The sequence below is a fragment of the Pseudomonas sp. R84 genome (assembly GCF_009834515.1).
Taxonomy (GTDB): Bacteria; Pseudomonadota; Gammaproteobacteria; order Pseudomonadales; family Pseudomonadaceae; genus Aquipseudomonas.
Map to the genome: position 1 here is coordinate 5,844,269 of NZ_CP019426.1, position 17,438 is coordinate 5,861,706.

A 17,438-nucleotide genomic window follows, 5' to 3' on the forward strand; every position below is an offset into this window, starting at 1 on the left:
GGGAGCGAGCCTGCTCGCGAAAGGGCCAGACCTCCCGCCACAATCCGGCAGTTAAGTCCGCGATTCCTGCGGCAACTCGCTCGCCACCACAGCCCCCTCTTGCTGCGACCGCTTCGGCAGCAAAACCTGCTGTGGATAAGTCTGCGCGAAATGCACGGTCGCGGTGTTATCCACAAGCTTCTTCAAACGCTGGTTGAACGCCCGGCTCACCGCATACTGCCCGCCCGACACCGTACGGAATTGCGCCGTCAGCACCACGCCATTCAAATCCATCTTGTCCACGCCAAACACATCCAGCGGCCCTTGCAGGTTGTACTTGAGGAACGGGTCTTCGCGGATCGAATCGCCGGTCTCGCGGATCAACTCGATGGCCTTATCCACGTCCGTGTCGTAGGTGAACTGCACCGAGAAAAACGCAAAGGCAAACTGCCGCGATTGGTTGGTCACTGCTTTGATCTGACCAAACGGCACCGAGTGCACAAAGCCCTTGCCGTCACGCAGACGCAGGGTGCGAATGGTCAGCCCTTCGACGGTGCCGGCATGGCCCGAGTCGAGCACCACCCAATCGCCAATCGACAGGGTGTCTTCAATGATGATGAACAGCCCGGTGATCACGTCCTGCACCAGTTGCTGCGATCCGAAACCGATGGCCAGACCGACCACTCCGGCACCGGCCAGCAGCGGCGCCACATTGATCCCCAGATTGGCCATGGTGGTGATTGCGCAGATCACCACAAGGATGATTTTGATCGCGTTGCGCAGCAGCGGCAGGATGGTTTTCACCCGCGTACTCGGCTGGCGCGCCGCGCGTTTGCTGAGCGGCGGTTTCAGTGCTTCCTGAATCGCCGTGTCGAGTACCACCCACAGTAACCACGTCACCAGGAAGATCAGACCGATGCTGCTCAGCGCGTTGCTGATGGCCCGGCCGACCGTACTGCTCTGGGCAAAATCGAGCAGCGACACGCCCCAGATCCGCCCGAGAATATCGATGAAGGCGATAGCGATGACGATCCGCAGCAAGGCATGCAAGAGGCTGAGAAAACGTTCCTTGTAGGCGCTGCTGCGCTGGATCGCTTCGGCTTTTCGTGACTTGAACAAGTGCTGCAGGATCGTGCTGAGGAATACCGTGCCAATTAACAAAACCGTGGTGAACAACGCGCAACGCAGGGCCTTCTGATTGTCCTCGCCGATGCCGATCAGATTGACCGCCGAGACCAGCACCATCAACACGATTGGCCAATACCACAGCCCCGAGAAAATCCGCAGCGACTCCTGCAACGAGGGTTGTTTCAGCCGCTGACTCAGTGAACGATTGCGGATCAGATGCGCCACCGGACGACGCAGGCGAATCACCAGCAAACCAAAAATGATCGAGGCGATCAGCCCGGTGAACACCGCGATACTGCTGGTGATGTTGCCGCCCAGTTGCCGGGCAATCTGCGGACTGGTCAGCGCATCGCTGAGGGCGGCGAGGAAACCGATCAGAAACAGTGGTCGAGGACAGTAATTGCGGATGATCCGCGCCGCCGGACGTTTATGGCCGACGTTGAACATCACCACCACGCACAACAACATCGAGGTGGAAAAGATGCCGCTGCTGGTGGCGTAGGCCAGACACAGCGCCAGCGCGCGTCCCACGGAGGCTTGCAGAAAATGGCTGACATATAACGTCAGCGGTAGGCAGATCAGCGCCGGCACGGTGTACGGCAGCAAGTAACCAATCAGGTCCTGACTGCGCTGGCGGGTACGCAACCAGCGGCCCTCGCGCAGGCGTTTGGTCAACAGGCTGCCGAGCACGGTGAGCAGCGCGAAACTGCCGAGCCAAGTGCCGGACAAAGAGAGGAAATCCCCAGCGACGCTCCAGCCCGAGCGATTCGACGGTTGATTGACCAGTTTGTCGACTTCATCGGCGGCGCGATCGGCGCGCAGGCGCCAGGCGTCGACCAAGTGTTCGTTGAGATCGAGTTTGTCTTGTACATCATCGATGCTCGAACTGATCGCACCGAGCAGCCCGCCCTGCACAATCGGTTCGGGTTTGGCCGCTTCTTCGGTGGCGGCCGGGACGCCCGGTAGCGCGGCGGCGTCGATTTCACTGGCGCCGAGAAACAGCAGTGCTCCCAGCAGAATGGCGATCCTGAACTTGACCAAAACTCCGATCTCCCTTGGCTGAACCTGTAAGGAACTGATCGGTAATTGCACAGCAAGTTCAAGAGCACCCTCACCCCAGCCCTCTCCCAGAGGGAGAGGGAGCCGACCGAGTTGCCTTCGAAAAGTACATCGACCTGCAAGTTCGGAGTCGAACTCAAACCCTGAAGATCAGCTCCCCTCCCCCTCGCCCTCTCCCTGCGTGAGAGGGAGCTGACCGAGTTGCCTGCGAGAAGTACACCGACTTGCAAGTCCTGAGTCGAACTCAAATCCTAAGAACCCTGAAGATCAGCTCCCTTCCCCCTCGCCCCCTTTGGGGGAGAGGGTTGGGGTGAGGGGGAGCGCTTTTGATCTTCGCCTTGGACGTGACCGTCCGTAATACCGTCGAAACTTTCCCGCCCCGCCCGCAGTCATCAAAAGATACCGGCAACACGAGGACTTTCGACGGGAGGGCGGCATGGCAACGATTCACATCGGTATTTCCGGCTGGCGCTACGCACCGTGGCGCGGGGACTTCTACCCCAAGGGACTGGCGCAGAAACGCGAATTGCAGTTCGCGTCGCGAGCGGTCAACAGTATCGAAATCAATGGATCGTTCTACGCCCTCCAGCGGCCCGAACGTTACGCGCAGTGGTACGCCGAAACACCCGATGACTTCGTCTTCAGCGTCAAGGCGCCGCGCTTCATCACCCACATCCGTCGCTTGCGCGAGATCGAAAAACCACTGGCGAATTTCTTCGCTTCGGGAATTCTGGAACTCAAGGAAAAGCTCGGGCCGATCCTGTGGCAGTTCCCGCCGAACTTCAAATTCGAGCCTGAGCGCTTCGAACACTTCCTCGCATTATTGCCCCACGACACCGAAGCCGCCGCCACCCTCGCCCATCAACACGATTCGCACCTGCACGGCCACGCCAGCATGAAAGCCTGGCGCAAAAAGCCGCTGCGCCATGCCGTGGAAATCCGCAACGAGACTTTCATCGATCCGGAGTTCGTACGCTTGTTGAAACGCCACAACACCGCGCTGGTGATCGCCGACACCGCAGACAAATGGCCGTACCGCGAAGACCTCACCAGCGACTTTGTCTACTTGCGCCTGCACGGTGCCGAAGAGCTGTACGCCAGTGGCTACACAGCACCGGCACTCAAACGCTGGGCCGAGCGCATTGACGCTTGGCACCACGGCGAGCAACCGAAAGATGCGAACCTGATCGCCCCCCGACTGAAGCCGCGCGCGCGCAAATCCCGAGAGGTGTTCTGCTATTTCGACAACGACATCAAAGTCCGCGCGCCGTATGACGCGCGCGAACTGCTACATCGTTTCGACCTGGATAAAGACCTCGCCACCACCCCCGGTGAACCTGTTGCCGAAGGGGTACTGCCATGAGCATTCCAGAACCGGTCGGTTTCACCGATGAGGGCTCCGTGGTCGCGCCGTCAGTGCGCACGTTTACCGTGCTTACGGTGAATACCCACAAGGGTTTCACCGCGCTCAACCGGCGTTTCATCCTGCCGGAACTGCGCGAGGCGGTGCGCAGCGTCGCCGCCGATGTGGTGTTTCTGCAGGAAGTCCACGGTACCCACGAACAGCATCCCAAGCGCTACAACAATTGGCCGACGATGCCGCAGTACGAATTCCTCGCCGACAGCCTCTGGCCACAATTCGCCTATGGGCGCAACGCGGTGTACCCGGAGGGCGATCACGGCAACGCGCTGCTGTCGAAATTCCAGATCATCCGTCACGACAATCTCGACGTGTCGATCAGTGGCCACGAGAACCGTGGCCTGTTGCATTGCGTGCTGCGTCTGCCCGGTGACGGCACCGAGGTGCATGCGATCTGCGTGCACCTGGGCCTGCGTGAAAGTCATCGCAACGCCCAGTTGGACTTGCTCATGCAACGCTTGGCGGAACTGCCTGACGACACACCGGTGATCGTCGCCGGTGATTTCAATGACTGGCGCCAGCGCGCCGATGCCCAACTCAAGCCCTGTGGCCTGCGCGAAGTATTTGCCGAGCATCAGGGCAAACCGGCGCGCAGTTTCCCGGCGCGCCTGCCGACACTGCGACTCGACCGTATTTACGTGCGCAACCTCAAGGCCAGTCGGCCGAAAGTCCTGGCGAACCGGCCTTGGTCGCACCTTTCCGACCACGTTCCTTTATCGGTAGAGATAGAACTATGAGCAGCGCGCCGCTGGAGAAGTCCGCCGTGGAACCGGTAACCATCAACCCGCCGATACGCGAGCCCGGCCAGGTTGATGTCGAGTACAGCTGGCAGGGCAATAATCGCGTTGAGTTGCTGGAGAACGGCGAGGAGTATTTCCCGCGAGTGTTCGAGGCGATGCGCGCGGCGAAGAGTGAAATCCTCCTCGAGACCTTTATCGTTTTCGAAGACAAGGTCGGCGCCGAGTTGCAGGAGATTCTGATCGACGCCGCGCGACGAGGCGTGCGTACCACCGTCAGCCTCGACGGCTTTGGTTGCGGCGAGTTGACCACCGCTTATCTCACCGCGCTGAGTGAAGCCGGTGTGCATCTGCAAATCTTCGATCCGGCACCGAAACACCTGGGCATCCGCACCAATTGGTTTCGCCGTTTGCATCGCAAGATCGTGGTGGTCGACGGCCTGATCGCGTTTATTGGCGGGATCAACTTTTCTGGCGATCACCTCGCTGATTTCGGCCCTGAAGCCAAACAGGATTACTCGGTGGAAGTTCAGGGCCCGGTTGTCGCTGACATCCACCACTTTGCCCTGCTGCAAAGTGGTCGTCCCGGACGCGCACGCTTCTGGTGGCAACGTCGGCGCCAGCGCCGCGCGGAGATGGCTTTCGAAGACCACGACGGCCAGGTGCGTCTGGTATTCCGCGATAACGACCAGCACCACTCCGATATTGAAGATGTGTATTTGCAGGTACTTCGCCGTGCCAAACGCCGGGTCGTGATCGCCAACGCCTACTTCTTCCCCGGTTATCGCTTGCTGCGGGAAATCCGTAACGCGGCGCGGCGCGGGGTTGAGGTACGCCTGATTCTGCAAGGCCAACCGGACATGCTGGTGGCCAAACTGGCGGCACGCATGACCTACGACTACCTGCTCAAGGCCGGGGTGCAGATTCACGAATATTGCCAGCGACCGCTGCACGGCAAAGTGGCGCTGGTCGACGAAGAATGGAGCACCGTCGGTTCGAGCAATCTCGACCCGCTGAGCCTGTCGCTGAACCTGGAAGCCAATGTGCTGATCCGCGACCGCGCCTTTAATCAGCACTTGTTCGAGCGCCTCGAAGACCTCAGTCAAAACCATTGCAAAGCCATGGATGCCAGCAAGTCCCCGCGTGGACGCATCTGGCACATGACCGTGGGGTTTCTGGTGTTCCACTTTTTGCGGCATTTCCCGGCGATGGCCGGTTGGTTGCCAGCGCATAAACCCCGGCTCAAGCCATTTCGAGGTAACACGCCATGAGCCATTCCGAAGCGCAATCGAGCGGCCACTCGGCAACAGCGACTCACTCGAAATGGAGTCGCTGGAAGCGCCCGTTGACCCTGCTGTTTTTCCTCGCACTGATCGTGTTGCTGACGCTGTTCGCCACGCGCATCGAATGGGCCGAAGTGCTGCAAACCCTCGCCGACTTCAAGGTGCGCACGCTGATCATCGCCGCCGGCCTGACCCTGCTGAGCTTTCTCGTGTACGCCAGTTTCGACCTGATCGGCCGCACCTACATTCGTCAGGACCTGACCTGGAAACAGATTCTGCCGGTAGGAATCATCAGTTATGCGTTCAACCTCAATCTGAGTGCCTGGGTCGGCGGCATCGCCATGCGTTATCGGCTGTATTCGCGCCTTGGCGTGAGCAAAAGCAACATCGCCAAGATTCTCGGCTTGAGCCTGGCGACCAACTGGTTCGGCTACATGACCATTGCCGGCGTGGTGTTCAGCAGCGGATTGGTGACGATGCCGCCGGGCTGGAAAATCAGCAGCAGTGCGCTGCAAGGCATCGGCGTGTTGTTGCTGCTGATCAGCGCCGGCTATCTCGTCGCGTGCCAGTTTTCCAAGCGCCGCGAGTGGTCGATTCGCGGGGTGGAAATCAATCTGCCGTCGTTGCGCATGGCGGTCCTGCAACTGCTGTTGGGGGCATTGAACTGGTCGCTGATGGCGGCGGTGATTTTCACCTTGTTGCCGAGCAAACTGGATTATCCGCTGGTGCTGGGGGTGCTGTTGATCAGTGCGATTGCAGGGGTCATTACACATATTCCGGCGGGGCTTGGGGTGTTGGAAGCGGTGTTTGTCGCGTTGCTGCAACACGAGGCTTCGCGCGGCAGTCTGGTAGCGGGGTTGCTGGCATATCGGGCGATTTATTTTCTGTTGCCGCTGTTGATTACGGTGGTGATGTATCTGGTGGTTGAAGCGAAGGCGAAGGCGCTGCGAATAGAGAAGAAACCTTCCTGAGGGAGTTGGTGAGTTTGAAAAAGCTATCGCGAGCAGGCTCACTCCTACAAGTGAACGCATTCCAAAATGTAGGAGTGAGCCTGCTCGCGATAGCGTTCGAACGAACAACAAAGCTCATGCTGATTGAATAATGCTCAACCGCTCACCCACGACCATCTCGGTAATCCAGTCCACCAGAATCGAGGTGTACGCCTGCTGCGACACCGGCTCGCTCAGCGCATGATCGGCGCCATCGATAATCCGGTGCGTCAGTGAATGCGTCTGCTGGCACGCCGCGCGGTAACTCATGATTGCCGCGTGGGGCACGTAATCGTCGGTTTCCGATTCGACCAGCAACACATCACCAGTGAATTGCGAACACGCATGCAGCGCGCGGTTAGTGTCCGCGCGCACCAGCGTGCTGCGATAATCACGCAGATCAGCCTTGTCCAGCTCACGCTTGGGCGTGTGCCATTGCTCATCGCGATACAGTGCCGGCACGCGCAACGCCAGCCAGCGCACCGGGCGCAGCGAAGTCAGGATCGAAGCCAGATAACCGCCATAACTGGTGCCGACCACGGCGATCGCCGAGGTGTCGAGCGCCGGATGCGCGAGCAAGCGGTCATACGCCGCGAGCAGATCGCGCAGATTGTCTTCGCGAGTGACACGGGTCAGCGGAATTCCGGTACCGCCAGTGTGCCCGCGCAAGTCGAAGGTCAGGCACACACAGCCGAGACCGGCGATGCCTTTGGCGCGCTCAAGGTCGCGCTCCTGACTACCGCCCCAACCATGGACAAACAACACCCCCGGGACTTTCGATTTGGGACTGAGAAATGTCCCGCTCATCTGTTCATCATCAATGTCGATTTGAATGCTTTCGCTTCTAGCCGTCATAGGATTTGACCGTAACGTATTTGAGGAGAAATTCGCTGTTCTCAGCCGGGCCGCGATAGACCTCGATGGCATCCGCCGGCAACGGCTGATCGATGTAGGTTTCTACCGAAGACACACGGATCGCGCGCATCCCCGGATCGTTGACGAAGCTTTGCAACGCGGCAACTTCAGCACTGCTGGCACCGCCCATGCGCCAAGATTGTTCGAGTACGCCGCTGCGGGATTTGCCGTTGCTGTCCAGGCCCTGAGCGATATCGTAGTTGCGCCGCGAAGCATAGAAGCGCGGATAGGCTTGATTGGCGGCCGCGTCGAAAACCTGCGCCTGCTCAATGGCCAGACGCACATCGTCGGGCAGGTCGAGCTTCAGCAGTTCGTCATAATTACCTTGCACCACCAGCAGATTCGAGCCGCCGTAGACCTCTTCACCGTGGGCATCCTTGGTCAAGTATTGATCACCGCAGTAGCTCAACACTCTGCCGCCGATGAATGACTGGCCGACGCTGTGGGTGACGACATCGCTCAGGTCCTGCTCCAGCACCACGCCTTCGCTGAACTGCTTTTCAATGTCAGGGCGGGCAAGGATTTCGTCGAAGGCATCCAGGCTTTTGATCACTTCCTGCCCGCGACCGGCGCAGGCGTGAACCGGTTTCAAACGAATCGGGCCGTTGTACAGCAAATGCTCGGCAGCCGGCCGCGCATCCTCCAGCGAGAACACGCTGAGCCCGTCGAGCACCACATTGCGCGTTCGCTCGGAAAATAATGGCGACCAGCCTTGCGGCGCCTGAGCCAGATGACTGCGCAAACCGTGGCTGATGGCTTTGGTGCAGATGAAATCGTGCTCGACAAAGCCACCCCACAAATCGTCGGGGCCTCTGATACCAAGTTGCTGAGCACTGGCAGTGCCAACAATGGTTTGCGTCGGTAGCAGATACAGATCACGGCCGCGATGTTTGTCCGGATCGTAACTGCCGCCGAATTTGCATCCGAGAATCTGCGCCAGCCATCGTGCCAGCGCCTTGTTGGTCTGTACCTCATGCTGCGGCGCATCAGGGCGCACCGAGTGAGCGACGACGATTTTCCTGCGGGGTGTCGGGGTCATGCGTCCCCCTTCCATCGGTTCGATGACTGTAGCGGTGAGAGGTGCAGAGATCAGGCCAACGGCCGCTCTACGAAAATCCTAGTCCAATCAGAAACTTACCAGAAACGTGCTGGCACCACGCCTGTTTCAATCTGCACGACCGCGCGCAAAACTCCGGCAAATTGCACGATCCCATAGTCCTATACAGTTCAATGTGGGAGCGAGCTTGCTCGCGAAGGCGCCGAGTCAGGCGACATCAAACTTACAGCCTCCACCGCTTTCGCGAGCAAGCTCGCTCCCACATTAGGTAATGGATGCTTTCGGGTTTGGGGTCACACCAAACCGCGCCCGATAATCACTCGGCGCCAGCCCGGTAATCTTCTTGAAGATTGCGCGAAACGCGCCCGGATCCTGATAGCCCACCGTCCACGCAATGTGATCGATCGTGCCATTGCTGAACTCAAGCATCTCGCGCGCCTTGCCCACCCGCAGATGCTGGCAGTACTCGGTCGGTTTCAACCCGCTCGCCGCGCGGAACCGCCGCAGAAATGTGCGTTCCTCCAGGCCTGCCCGCTCGGCCATCGCCGTCAGCGAAACATCCGTCGCGCCGGTGCTTTGCAGCCAGTGCTGAACCTTGAGAATCGCCGCATCGCCATGCCCGAGAATCGGCGCAAAGTTACTGCCGCACTCACTGGCGCTGTCACTGTGCTCTATCACCAGAAATCGCGCGGTGCCGGTGGCAATGCTCGGCCCGAGCAACCTGTCGACCAGACGTAATCCCAGCTCCGACCACGCCATCAGTCCGGCGGTGGTGATCAGGTCGCCGTCATCGACAATCGGTGTATCGGCCTTGAGCCTGATGTTCGGATATCGCTCGGCGAAAGTCTTGGCCGAGGTCCAGTGAGTGGTGGCGCTGCGGCCGTCGAGCAGACCGCTTTCAGCCAACATCAGCGAGCCTACGCAAACCCCACCCAGCGTCGCACCGCGGGCGTGTTGATCGCGTAACCATTGCATCAGGCTGGCCGGCGCTTGCGCCGCCGAGAACCCGCCGATCGATGGCGGAATCAGCACCGCCAGCAAAGCGCTGTCGTCCCCTGGATGGCTGGCGTAAATCCGCGTTGGCGGCTGATCACCTTCGACCTGCCAGTGACTGACCCGCAGCACAGGCAACTGCGCGGCCTGATGTTCGGCGGCAATCCGGTTGGCCACCGCAAACAGATCCGTCAGACCATGCACCGCCGCCATTTGCGCGCCGGGATAGATCAGCACGCCCAATTCAGCGATGGCGGCCCTTTCTGCGCCCATTGTCAGTTTTCCCCTGTCTATTGTCGGTGCGGCCAATCCTCGAAGCGCTGGTCAGGGCCAATACTAAAGCCACTTCCAGCCAACACATCGAGGACACACCCATGGCCAAGCAAGCGCTCATCGTAGTCGATATCCAGAACGACTACTTCCCCCAAGGCAAGTGGCCGCTGGCCGGTGCTGATGCCGCCGCCGACAACGCCGCCCGGCTGATCGCCGCATTCCGCGAGGCCGGCGATTCTGTAATACACATTCGCCACGAATTCACCTCAGCCGACGCGCCGTTTTTCACCCCAGGTTCCGAAGGCGCCAAGCTGCATCCGAAAGTGCTCAATCGCGCTGATGAACCGGTGGTGCTCAAACACTTCGTCAACTCGTTCCGCGAAACCGAACTGCAAGCAATCCTCGACGAACAAGGCATCAAGGAACTGGTAGTGGTCGGCAGCATGAGCCACATGTGCGTTGACGGCATTACCCGTGCCGCAGCGGATCTGGGTTATGCCGTCACAGTGATTCACGATGCCTGCGCCAGCCGCGACCTGGAGTTCAATGGCCTGACGGTGCCGGCCGCCCATGTTCACGCTGCTTTCATGTCGGCACTCGGTTTCGCCTACGCCAGCGTGGTGTCCACTGACCAATTCCTCTCCTCCCAGCGCTAAGCAATATTCTGCAAAAACACCGGGCCCGCCTTGCAGCGGGTCTTTTTTCGTCTGTCATAAAAATCTCACGCGTGAGCCATTGATGGCACTTTGAATTGGTTGTAGTGTGGCTCACGCGTGAGATGTTCATAACCGAGCCACTGCCATGAAAAGCCGTTCCCCCACCGCGAAATCAGAGAGCCCCAAGGGAGAGCGTGCGAAAGCGTCCACGAAAAAACCGTCGAGCTTCTATATGAAGCAGATGCGCGCGGGCCTGGCCGCTGCCGGTTATGTGAAACACGAAACTTGGGTGCTTCCCGAAAACCGAAGCTTGCTCAAGCAAATGGAGCAACAGCTACGCCAACCGATTCTGGCTGGCTCTTTCATGTCGGAGAATTACATGAGCGCAGGCAACAACTGGACCATCGATAGCCTCTTCAACGCCCTCAAGGCCCTGGACGAGGTGGCTTCGCAAGAAATCACACTGTCGCTGATCCAGAGCTCCGAACCCAGCATCAAGCTGGAAATGAACGAATTCGGCGGTCTGCCGATTCACATCGCCCTGGCCGGCCAGCAGATCATCGTCGACACCGTGCTGGTGGACATCGATTCGATCTCGGACGTAGCGGCCTTCAACGACGCCGTGTTGCGCAGCCGGGAAATGTTCCCGCTGTCGTCGATCGGTATCGAGTCGATGCCGAACGGGCAGACCGTTTACAACATGTTTGGCGCCCTCAGCGCCGACTCGAGCCTGACCAACGTCGTTACCGAGGTGAAAACCCTGGTCGACAACGTGCAGCGCGCGAGCGAAGCCTTCGAACACTTCTTCAAGTAATCAACAGGGAATATCCAATGACTCAGTCCATCTGGAGCAAGTTGTTCACCGCACTGCGCGGCGGCGCCAATGAAGTCGGCGAAGCGATCGCCGACCAGCAGGCCCTGCGCATCCTCGATCAGGAAATCCGCGACGCCGACACCGCCCTGTCGAACGCCCGTCGCGAACTGGTCACCATCATGGCCAAACACAAACTGGCCGCCGACCGCGTGAGCGAGTACGACGCCAAGATCAAGGATCTGGAAGCCAAGGCCGTCTCGGCACTGAATGCCGGCCGTGAAGACCTCGCGCTGGAAGTGGCCGAAGCGATTTCGACCCTGACCAACGAGCTGGATGTTGAGAAAAAGCAGAGCGACGAATTCGGCACCTACGCCGAAAACATGCGCAAAGACATCAGCAAGGCCGAGTCGCGGATCAAGAGCCTGCGCCAGCAAGTGGACATGGCCAAGGCCCGCGAAAGCGTGCAGAAAGCCCAGGTCAGCGCGTCCATCGCCAGCGGTGGCGCCAATGGCAAACTGGAAACCGCCGTCGGTACGTTGAACCGTCTGCAAGCCAAGCAGCAGCAACGCGCGGCTGAACTGAGCGCTGCCGACGAACTGGCCGACGCTTCGACCGGCAACGATCTGGAACGGAAACTGCGCGACGCCGGCATCACGCCGAACGAAGGCAGTGCCAATGCGATTCTTGAGCGCCTGAAGCAAAAGTCCGCTCAGTAATCACTGCGGAAAAAAACTGTGGGAGCGAGCTTGCTCGCGAAAGCGTCGTACCAGTCGACATCAATGTTGGCTGACAGGCCCTCTTCGCGAGCAAGCTCGCTCCCACAGGGTTTATGGCGTGGAAATCGCTATCCTCGTTCGCCGCGTAGCCCGGTACACTAGCCACGCTTTTTTCGCCGACGAACACCTCCACCCGCTTCAAGGAACGTACCCATGGGATGGTTTAAAGACTTGCTGGGCACCAGCAACTGGCAGACCGCTGCGCCAACACCGACCGTTGCCAGTGGCCCACTCGGCATGGCGCAAGGCAAGGCTGTCAGGTTCGATACGACGCTGGCGCTGTTGCTCGACGGTTCGACCACGGTGCGCGTGCCCTTTGATCAGGCGATCTGGAGCCACGGCTGGGTAGACCTCGGCCAGTCCAATAAACTGCACCGCTATTACATGAATGACGAGGACTTCTGGCTGCAGATCCACGTCACCGGTGACGACCAGATCGAATCGGTCACCCTGTTCAACTACCTCAGTTACGTGACGGTCAACAGTGACGCCGAACTGCACCGCCTGGCCGGCCCCAACAGCTCGATCGGTCTGCCGACCTACACCCACGAAGGTGTCGAATACACCCGCGAGTGGGGCACTGAACAAGGCCAGACAGAACTCGTGCCGATGACCGAACAAGTGGTCAATCCGGACGAGAGCTACACCATCGAACACCACTCCATGCTTTATGCGCGCGAGACCGGCCTGACCGATCGCCGCGAATTGCTGCTGTTCTCCGTCGAACAAGATGAAGAAGGCACCGTCAGCCTGAGCACCTCGCTGGGCATTTCGCTGTACACGACAGATCTGAGCACCATTTAAAAAAGGAAGTTTTACATGCTGGAAGTGCTGGCCGTTTCCCTGAACAAAACCGCGCTGGTCGGTTTCGTCGTCTACCTCATCGGCGCCGTACTGCTGTTCATGCTGTTTCAATTCGTCTACACGCGCATCACGCCGCACAAGGAATTCGAGCTGATTCGCTCCGGCAACGTTGCCGCTGCCATCGCCCTGGCCGGCGCGCTCATCGGCTTCGCGATTCCGGCCAGTAACGTGATCGCGTTTTCGGTCAACGTCCTCGACTTCGTACTGTGGGCGGTGATTGCCGCCGTCGTGCAACTGCTGGCGTTTCTTGCCACGGGTCTGGTGCTCAAAGGCACCTCCCAGCGTATCGCCAACGGTGAAATCGCCTCCGGCATCTACGTCGCGGCGGTCGCGATCAGCGTCGGCATGCTCAACGCGGCGTGCATGACACCGTCTAACTGATCGGCAGGAAGCCTTCGATGAAACGCAGCAAATACGTTCAGCTGTCCCTCGCGGCCTCGGTGGCGATGGCCATTTCCGGCCAGGTGACAGCCGCGGATCAACCGCGCAATTTCCAGAGTCTGGAACAGTGTGTCGACGCCGAAGTGGCTGCCGATGTCTGCTCCAACGCCTACGTCGCCGCCCTGACCGAACACCGGCGCATCGCCCCGGCTTACGACGACAAGGCCAAGTGCGACGCGGACTTCGCCGCCGACTGGTGTCAGAAGAACTCCGACGGCCGCTTCGTGCCGAAACTCGGCGGCTTCAAAGTGCCTGGGAACGGTGAGCCGGCGCAGAACCTCGGCGCCATCGCCGATGCCCAAATGCCCGCCGGTGACGCGACAGCGCAGCATGTGCAAAGCACTTCGCACGTTTCCAGTGGCAGTGGCGGTGGTGGAAATGGCTGGCTGACCGGCTGGCTGATCGGCAACGCAATGAGCAACAACGCCGAACGCACGGTTTACCGCGATCGCGAAACGCGCCAGCCGTACAACACCTCGACGCAGTACCGCAGAGCCGAAACCACGACGCGCAGCCAACCCGATTACGAGAGCAGCAAAAGCAAACCGGTCAACGTGGCTTCTTCGACGTCACGCGGCGGCTTCGGCAGCCAGTCCAGCGCCCGTAGCGGTTGGGGTGGCTGGGGCAGCAGTTCTGGTTCTGGTCGTTCGAGCAGTTGACGATGAAGAAGATCTTCTGCGCCGAGCGCCCCGACTGGAAACAGACCGCCGAAAGCCTCGGCTTCATGTTCCACACCATCGACGACGAGCCGTACTGGGACGAAAGCGCGTACTACCAGTTCACGCTCGCGCAAATCGAAAACGATCTCGAGGATCCGACCACCGAACTGCACGAGATGTGCATGGACCTGGTCGACCGTGTGGTGCACAGCGAAGAACTGCTGGGTCGCCTGAGCATCCCGGCGCCGTACTACGACATGATCCGAACCTCCTGGCTGGAAGGTCATCCGCATCTGTACGGCCGCATGGACTTTTCCTACAGCGGCAACGGCCCGGCAAAACTGCTGGAGCTCAACTACGACACACCGACCAGTCTTTATGAAGCAGCGGCGTTCCAGTGGGGCTGGCTGGAACAATGCATCGAGCGCGGCACGCTGCCGCGTCATGCCGACCAGTTCAACAGCATCGACACTCAGTTGCATCGGGCCTTCGCCGAATTACAGCTGAAGCGGCCGTTCTACTTTGCCTCGATGAAAGACTCGGTCGAAGACAAGGGCACCACGGATTACCTGCGCTTGATCGCCGAGAAAGTCGGCATCGAATCACGGCACATCGATATTGAAGATATCGGTTTGACGGCTGAAGGGCGTTTCGTCGACCTGGAAGATCGCTGGATTCCGCACCTGTTCAAACTGCATGCCTGGGAATTCATCTTCCACGAGCCCTTCGGCGCGGCGATTGCCGAGTGCGATACGCAGTTTTTCGAACCGGCGTGGAAGGCGATCCTGTCGAACAAGGGGGCACTGCCGTTGCTGTGGGAGATGCACAAGGGCCATCCAAATCTGCTGGCGGCGCATCTCGACCCGAATCCGGCCAGCATCGTGCCCAAGGGCTGGGTACGCAAGCCGTACTTTTCCCGGGAAGGCGCCAACATTGAGCTGCAAACGGCTGATGGTCTGATCGTCAAAGAGGACGGGCCCTACACTGATGCGCCGTTTATCCTGCAAGAATTTGCGCCACTTCCGAAGTTTGGTGAGAGTTACACGCTGATCGGTTCGTGGGTGATTGGCGATCAGGCAGCGGGGATTGGTGTACGGGAAGACAACAGCCTGATCACCAAAGATTCGAGCAGGTTTCTGCCGCATCTGATCCTCGACTGAACCACAGATCCTGCTCGCCCCTACAGTTGATCGGGGATGACCATAAGTTTTCACCCAACAAAAAGGCCCGTCGTTTAAGCGACGGGCCTTTTTATTTGCAGCGGTTTACAACAGCAAATCAGAACGGAATATCGTCATCAAAGCTGTCGAAATCCGGAGCCGGTTGCGGTGCGGCCTGTTGTGGAGCCGGGGCCGAACGCTGCTGTGGAGCCGACTGCTGCGGACGGGGAGCCTGCTGACGTGGCGCAGATGGAGCCGACTGCTGGTAGTTGTTGCCACCGCCTTGTTGATCGCCCTGTTGTGGACGGCCGCCGAGCAGTTGCATGGTGCCTTGCATGTCGACCACGATTTCGGTGGTGTAACGCTTGATACCGTCTTTTTCCCACTCACGGGTCTGCAGCTTGCCTTCGATGTAAACCTGCGAACCCTTGCGCAGATATTCGCCGGCGATTTCCGCAACCTTGCCGAACATCGAAACACGGTGCCACTCGGTCTTCTCGACCTTCTGACCGGTTTGCTTGTCGGTCCATTGTTCGCTGGTGGCCAGACTCAGGTTGGTCACGGCGTTACCGTTAGGCAGGTAGCGAACTTCGGGATCCTGGCCGCAAGTGCCGACCAATATGACTTTGTTAACCCCACGGGCCATAACGTTCTCCTAGGCTTCGCAAGCAGCCCCGGCCGGGTTGTTCACCAGGCGTTCGAGGGTGTCGCGATCCACTAATTCTTTGTCCAGTTTGATGTAAACAGCCGCTTCGTCAGCAACTATCACTGCATCGGTTACCCCTACGAGGGCCTTGAGGCGCTCGACCAGACCCGCTTCGCGGATCGCCTCGGGCGACAACGGCAAGCGCAGGCTCGTCACGTAGGGAGGTTCGCGCATGGTAACAGCAAAGGCCAACCAAAGTGCAGCCAGCCCGGCACATCCAAGGAACACAACCGACAGACCGCCATGCTGAAACAGCCAGCCGCCGAGTATCCCGCCGAGTGCCGATCCGAGGAACTGGCTGGTGGAATACACGCCCATGGCCGTGCCCTTCCCGCCTGCCGGTGAAACCTTGCTGATCAGCGACGGCAATGAAGCCTCCAGCAGATTGAACGCAGTGAAAAACACCACCGTGCCGATCACCAGAGCCCGCAGGCTGTCGCCGAACTGCCAGAAGAATAGCTCAGTCAGCATCAGCGTCATGACGGCGCCGAGCAAAACTCGTTTCATTTTGCGTTTCTTCTCGCCATAGATGATGAACGGGATCATGGCGAAGAACGAAATCAGCAGCGCGGTGAGGTAGACCCACCAGTGCTGCTCCTTGGGCAAACCGGCTTTTTCCACCAGTGCCAGTGGCAGCGCGACGAAGCTCGACATCAACATGGCATGTAACACAAAGATGCCCAGGTCGAGGCGCAGCAGGTCCGGATGCTTGAGCGTCGGCATCAAGGCCTGACGCGCCACACCGGATTCACGATGCTGCAGCGGGCCCGTGGAGCGCGGCACCATGAACATGATGATCAGGATCCCGACCAGCGCCATGCCACCTGTAGCGAGGAACAATCCGGAAAGGCCGAAAGCACGGGTCAGCAGCGGCCCGACCACCATGGCCACGGCAAACGACAGGCCGATGGTCATACCGATCATCGCCATCGCTTTGGTGCGATGTTGCTCGCGAGTCAGGTCGGAGAGCAGTGCCATGACCGCAGCAGAGATTGCTCCGGCACCTTGCAGGATCCGGCCGGCAATCACGCCCCAGATCGAATCGGCCTGAGAGGCCAGCACGCTGCCGAGCGCGAAGACGATCAGCCCGAGATAAATCACCGGGCGACGACCAATGCGGTCAGAAATGACCCCGAACGGAATCTGGAAAATCGCCTGAGTCAGGCCGTAAGCGCCGATGGCCAATCCGATCAGCGCCGGGGTCGCTCCAGCCAGATCCATGCCGTAGGTCGCCAGTACCGGCAACACCATGAACATGCCCAGCATACGGAAGGCGAACACCAAGGCCAGACCGCTTGCCGCGCGGGTCTCGCTGCCACTCATGCGTTCGCTGTGGGGATCGTGCATGGAAAAACCTCGTGTGAACCGGCGGCGATTCTACCAGTCCCATCGAAAGACGGGGTAGATCGCGACGCTTTGACGCGTATAGATGAAACTCTCTTCATCCAGGGTAAAAAACCCTTCGTTTGATAGTGTGCATCCATCCAGTATTTGCCCGTATACTCCTACGTTTTCGACGCCCGCCGAGC

At 59.5% G+C, this 17,438-nt stretch carries 17 protein-coding genes; 11 read left to right on the top strand and 6 right to left on the bottom strand.

The window, feature by feature from the left end; genetic code table 11:
* Window positions 1-51: 51 nt before the first annotated feature.
* The gene (locus PspR84_RS25840) at window positions 52-2,148 is read right to left on the bottom strand and encodes a mechanosensitive ion channel family protein (RefSeq protein WP_160059605.1); all 2,097 of its coding nucleotides are present in this window, start codon (window positions 2,146-2,148) and stop codon (window positions 52-54) included.
* 454 nt (window positions 2,149-2,602) lie between these two features.
* Here PspR84_RS25840 and PspR84_RS25845 point away from each other — a divergent pair, with 454 nt between their 5' ends.
* The 4 genes from PspR84_RS25845 to PspR84_RS25860 are packed head-to-tail and all read left to right on the top strand — an operon-like array spanning window position 2,603 to window position 6,577.
* Complete coding sequence (locus PspR84_RS25845; protein WP_160059606.1) at window positions 2,603-3,529, top strand: DUF72 domain-containing protein; 927 nt, start codon at window positions 2,603-2,605, stop codon at window positions 3,527-3,529.
* Window positions 3,526-4,323, top strand: a complete 798-nt coding sequence (locus tag PspR84_RS25850) for an endonuclease/exonuclease/phosphatase family protein (protein WP_160059607.1) — start codon at window positions 3,526-3,528, stop codon at window positions 4,321-4,323. The genes PspR84_RS25845 and PspR84_RS25850 overlap by 4 nt, the downstream gene beginning before the upstream one ends.
* Entirely contained in the window at window positions 4,320-5,594 is a 1,275-nt protein-coding gene (clsB, locus tag PspR84_RS25855) for a cardiolipin synthase ClsB (RefSeq protein ID WP_160059608.1), read from the top strand. The genes PspR84_RS25850 and clsB overlap by 4 nt, the downstream gene beginning before the upstream one ends.
* Window positions 5,591-6,577: a lysylphosphatidylglycerol synthase domain-containing protein gene (locus PspR84_RS25860; protein ID WP_160059609.1), complete on the top strand. Its 987-nt coding sequence runs from the start codon at window positions 5,591-5,593 to the stop codon at window positions 6,575-6,577. Before clsB ends, PspR84_RS25860 begins: the two co-directional genes overlap by 4 nt.
* Before the next feature lie 114 nt (window positions 6,578-6,691).
* Here PspR84_RS25860 and PspR84_RS25865 read toward each other — a convergent pair whose 3' ends face one another.
* The 3 genes from PspR84_RS25865 to PspR84_RS25875 all read right to left on the bottom strand — a co-directional run bounded on the left by PspR84_RS25865 (window position 6,692) and on the right by PspR84_RS25875 (window position 9,833).
* Window positions 6,692-7,450 carry an alpha/beta fold hydrolase gene (locus PspR84_RS25865; protein WP_016983578.1) on the bottom strand — a complete coding sequence of 253 codons (759 nt, stop codon included), beginning with the start codon at window positions 7,448-7,450 and terminating at the stop codon, window positions 6,692-6,694.
* The gene (locus PspR84_RS25870) at window positions 7,440-8,549 is read right to left on the bottom strand and encodes a DUF3182 family protein (RefSeq protein ID WP_160059610.1); all 1,110 of its coding nucleotides are present in this window, start codon (window positions 8,547-8,549) and stop codon (window positions 7,440-7,442) included. Before PspR84_RS25870 ends, PspR84_RS25865 begins: the two co-directional genes overlap by 11 nt.
* 282 nt (window positions 8,550-8,831) lie before the next feature.
* Complete coding sequence (locus PspR84_RS25875) at window positions 8,832-9,833, bottom strand: GlxA family transcriptional regulator (RefSeq protein ID WP_160059611.1); 1,002 nt, start codon at window positions 9,831-9,833, stop codon at window positions 8,832-8,834.
* A 101-nt stretch (window positions 9,834-9,934) separates the two neighbouring features.
* Here PspR84_RS25875 and PspR84_RS25880 point away from each other — a divergent pair, with 101 nt between their 5' ends.
* The 7 genes from PspR84_RS25880 to PspR84_RS25910 all read left to right on the top strand — a co-directional run bounded on the left by PspR84_RS25880 (window position 9,935) and on the right by PspR84_RS25910 (window position 15,203).
* A complete protein-coding gene (locus tag PspR84_RS25880; RefSeq protein ID WP_160059612.1) occupies window positions 9,935-10,489 on the top strand; it encodes a cysteine hydrolase family protein in 555 nt (184 codons plus the stop codon).
* 145 nt (window positions 10,490-10,634) lie between these two features.
* Window positions 10,635-11,303 carry a YjfI family protein gene (locus PspR84_RS25885; RefSeq protein WP_102901728.1) on the top strand — a complete coding sequence of 223 codons (669 nt, stop codon included), beginning with the start codon at window positions 10,635-10,637 and terminating at the stop codon, window positions 11,301-11,303.
* Window positions 11,304-11,320: 17 nt separating this feature from the next.
* Window positions 11,321-12,019: a PspA/IM30 family protein gene (locus tag PspR84_RS25890; RefSeq protein ID WP_064118871.1), complete on the top strand. Its 699-nt coding sequence runs from the start codon at window positions 11,321-11,323 to the stop codon at window positions 12,017-12,019.
* Between the two features lie 213 nt (window positions 12,020-12,232).
* Window positions 12,233-12,883: a DUF2491 family protein gene (locus tag PspR84_RS25895; protein WP_160059613.1), complete on the top strand. Its 651-nt coding sequence runs from the start codon at window positions 12,233-12,235 to the stop codon at window positions 12,881-12,883.
* Window positions 12,884-12,898: 15 nt separating this feature from the next.
* Window positions 12,899-13,324, top strand: coding sequence for a DUF350 domain-containing protein (locus PspR84_RS25900; RefSeq protein WP_160059614.1), 426 nt, complete (start codon window positions 12,899-12,901; stop codon window positions 13,322-13,324).
* Between the two features lie 17 nt (window positions 13,325-13,341).
* The gene (locus PspR84_RS25905; RefSeq protein ID WP_160059615.1) at window positions 13,342-14,043 is read left to right on the top strand and encodes a DUF1190 domain-containing protein; all 702 of its coding nucleotides are present in this window, start codon (window positions 13,342-13,344) and stop codon (window positions 14,041-14,043) included.
* A 2-nt stretch (window positions 14,044-14,045) separates the two neighbouring features.
* A complete protein-coding gene (locus PspR84_RS25910) occupies window positions 14,046-15,203 on the top strand; it encodes a glutathionylspermidine synthase family protein (protein WP_160059616.1) in 1,158 nt (385 codons plus the stop codon).
* Between the two features lie 118 nt (window positions 15,204-15,321).
* Here the strand turns inward: PspR84_RS25910 and PspR84_RS25915 are convergent, their stop codons facing one another.
* Together PspR84_RS25915 and PspR84_RS25920 are read right to left on the bottom strand one after the other, a co-directional pair.
* On the bottom strand, window positions 15,322-15,849 hold the full coding sequence (locus PspR84_RS25915) for a single-stranded DNA-binding protein (RefSeq protein WP_127929967.1): 528 nt from the start codon (window positions 15,847-15,849) through the stop codon (window positions 15,322-15,324).
* A gap of 9 nt (window positions 15,850-15,858) precedes the next feature.
* A complete protein-coding gene (locus tag PspR84_RS25920; RefSeq protein WP_160059617.1) occupies window positions 15,859-17,256 on the bottom strand; it encodes an MFS transporter in 1,398 nt (465 codons plus the stop codon).
* Window positions 17,257-17,438: the final 182 nt, after the last annotated feature.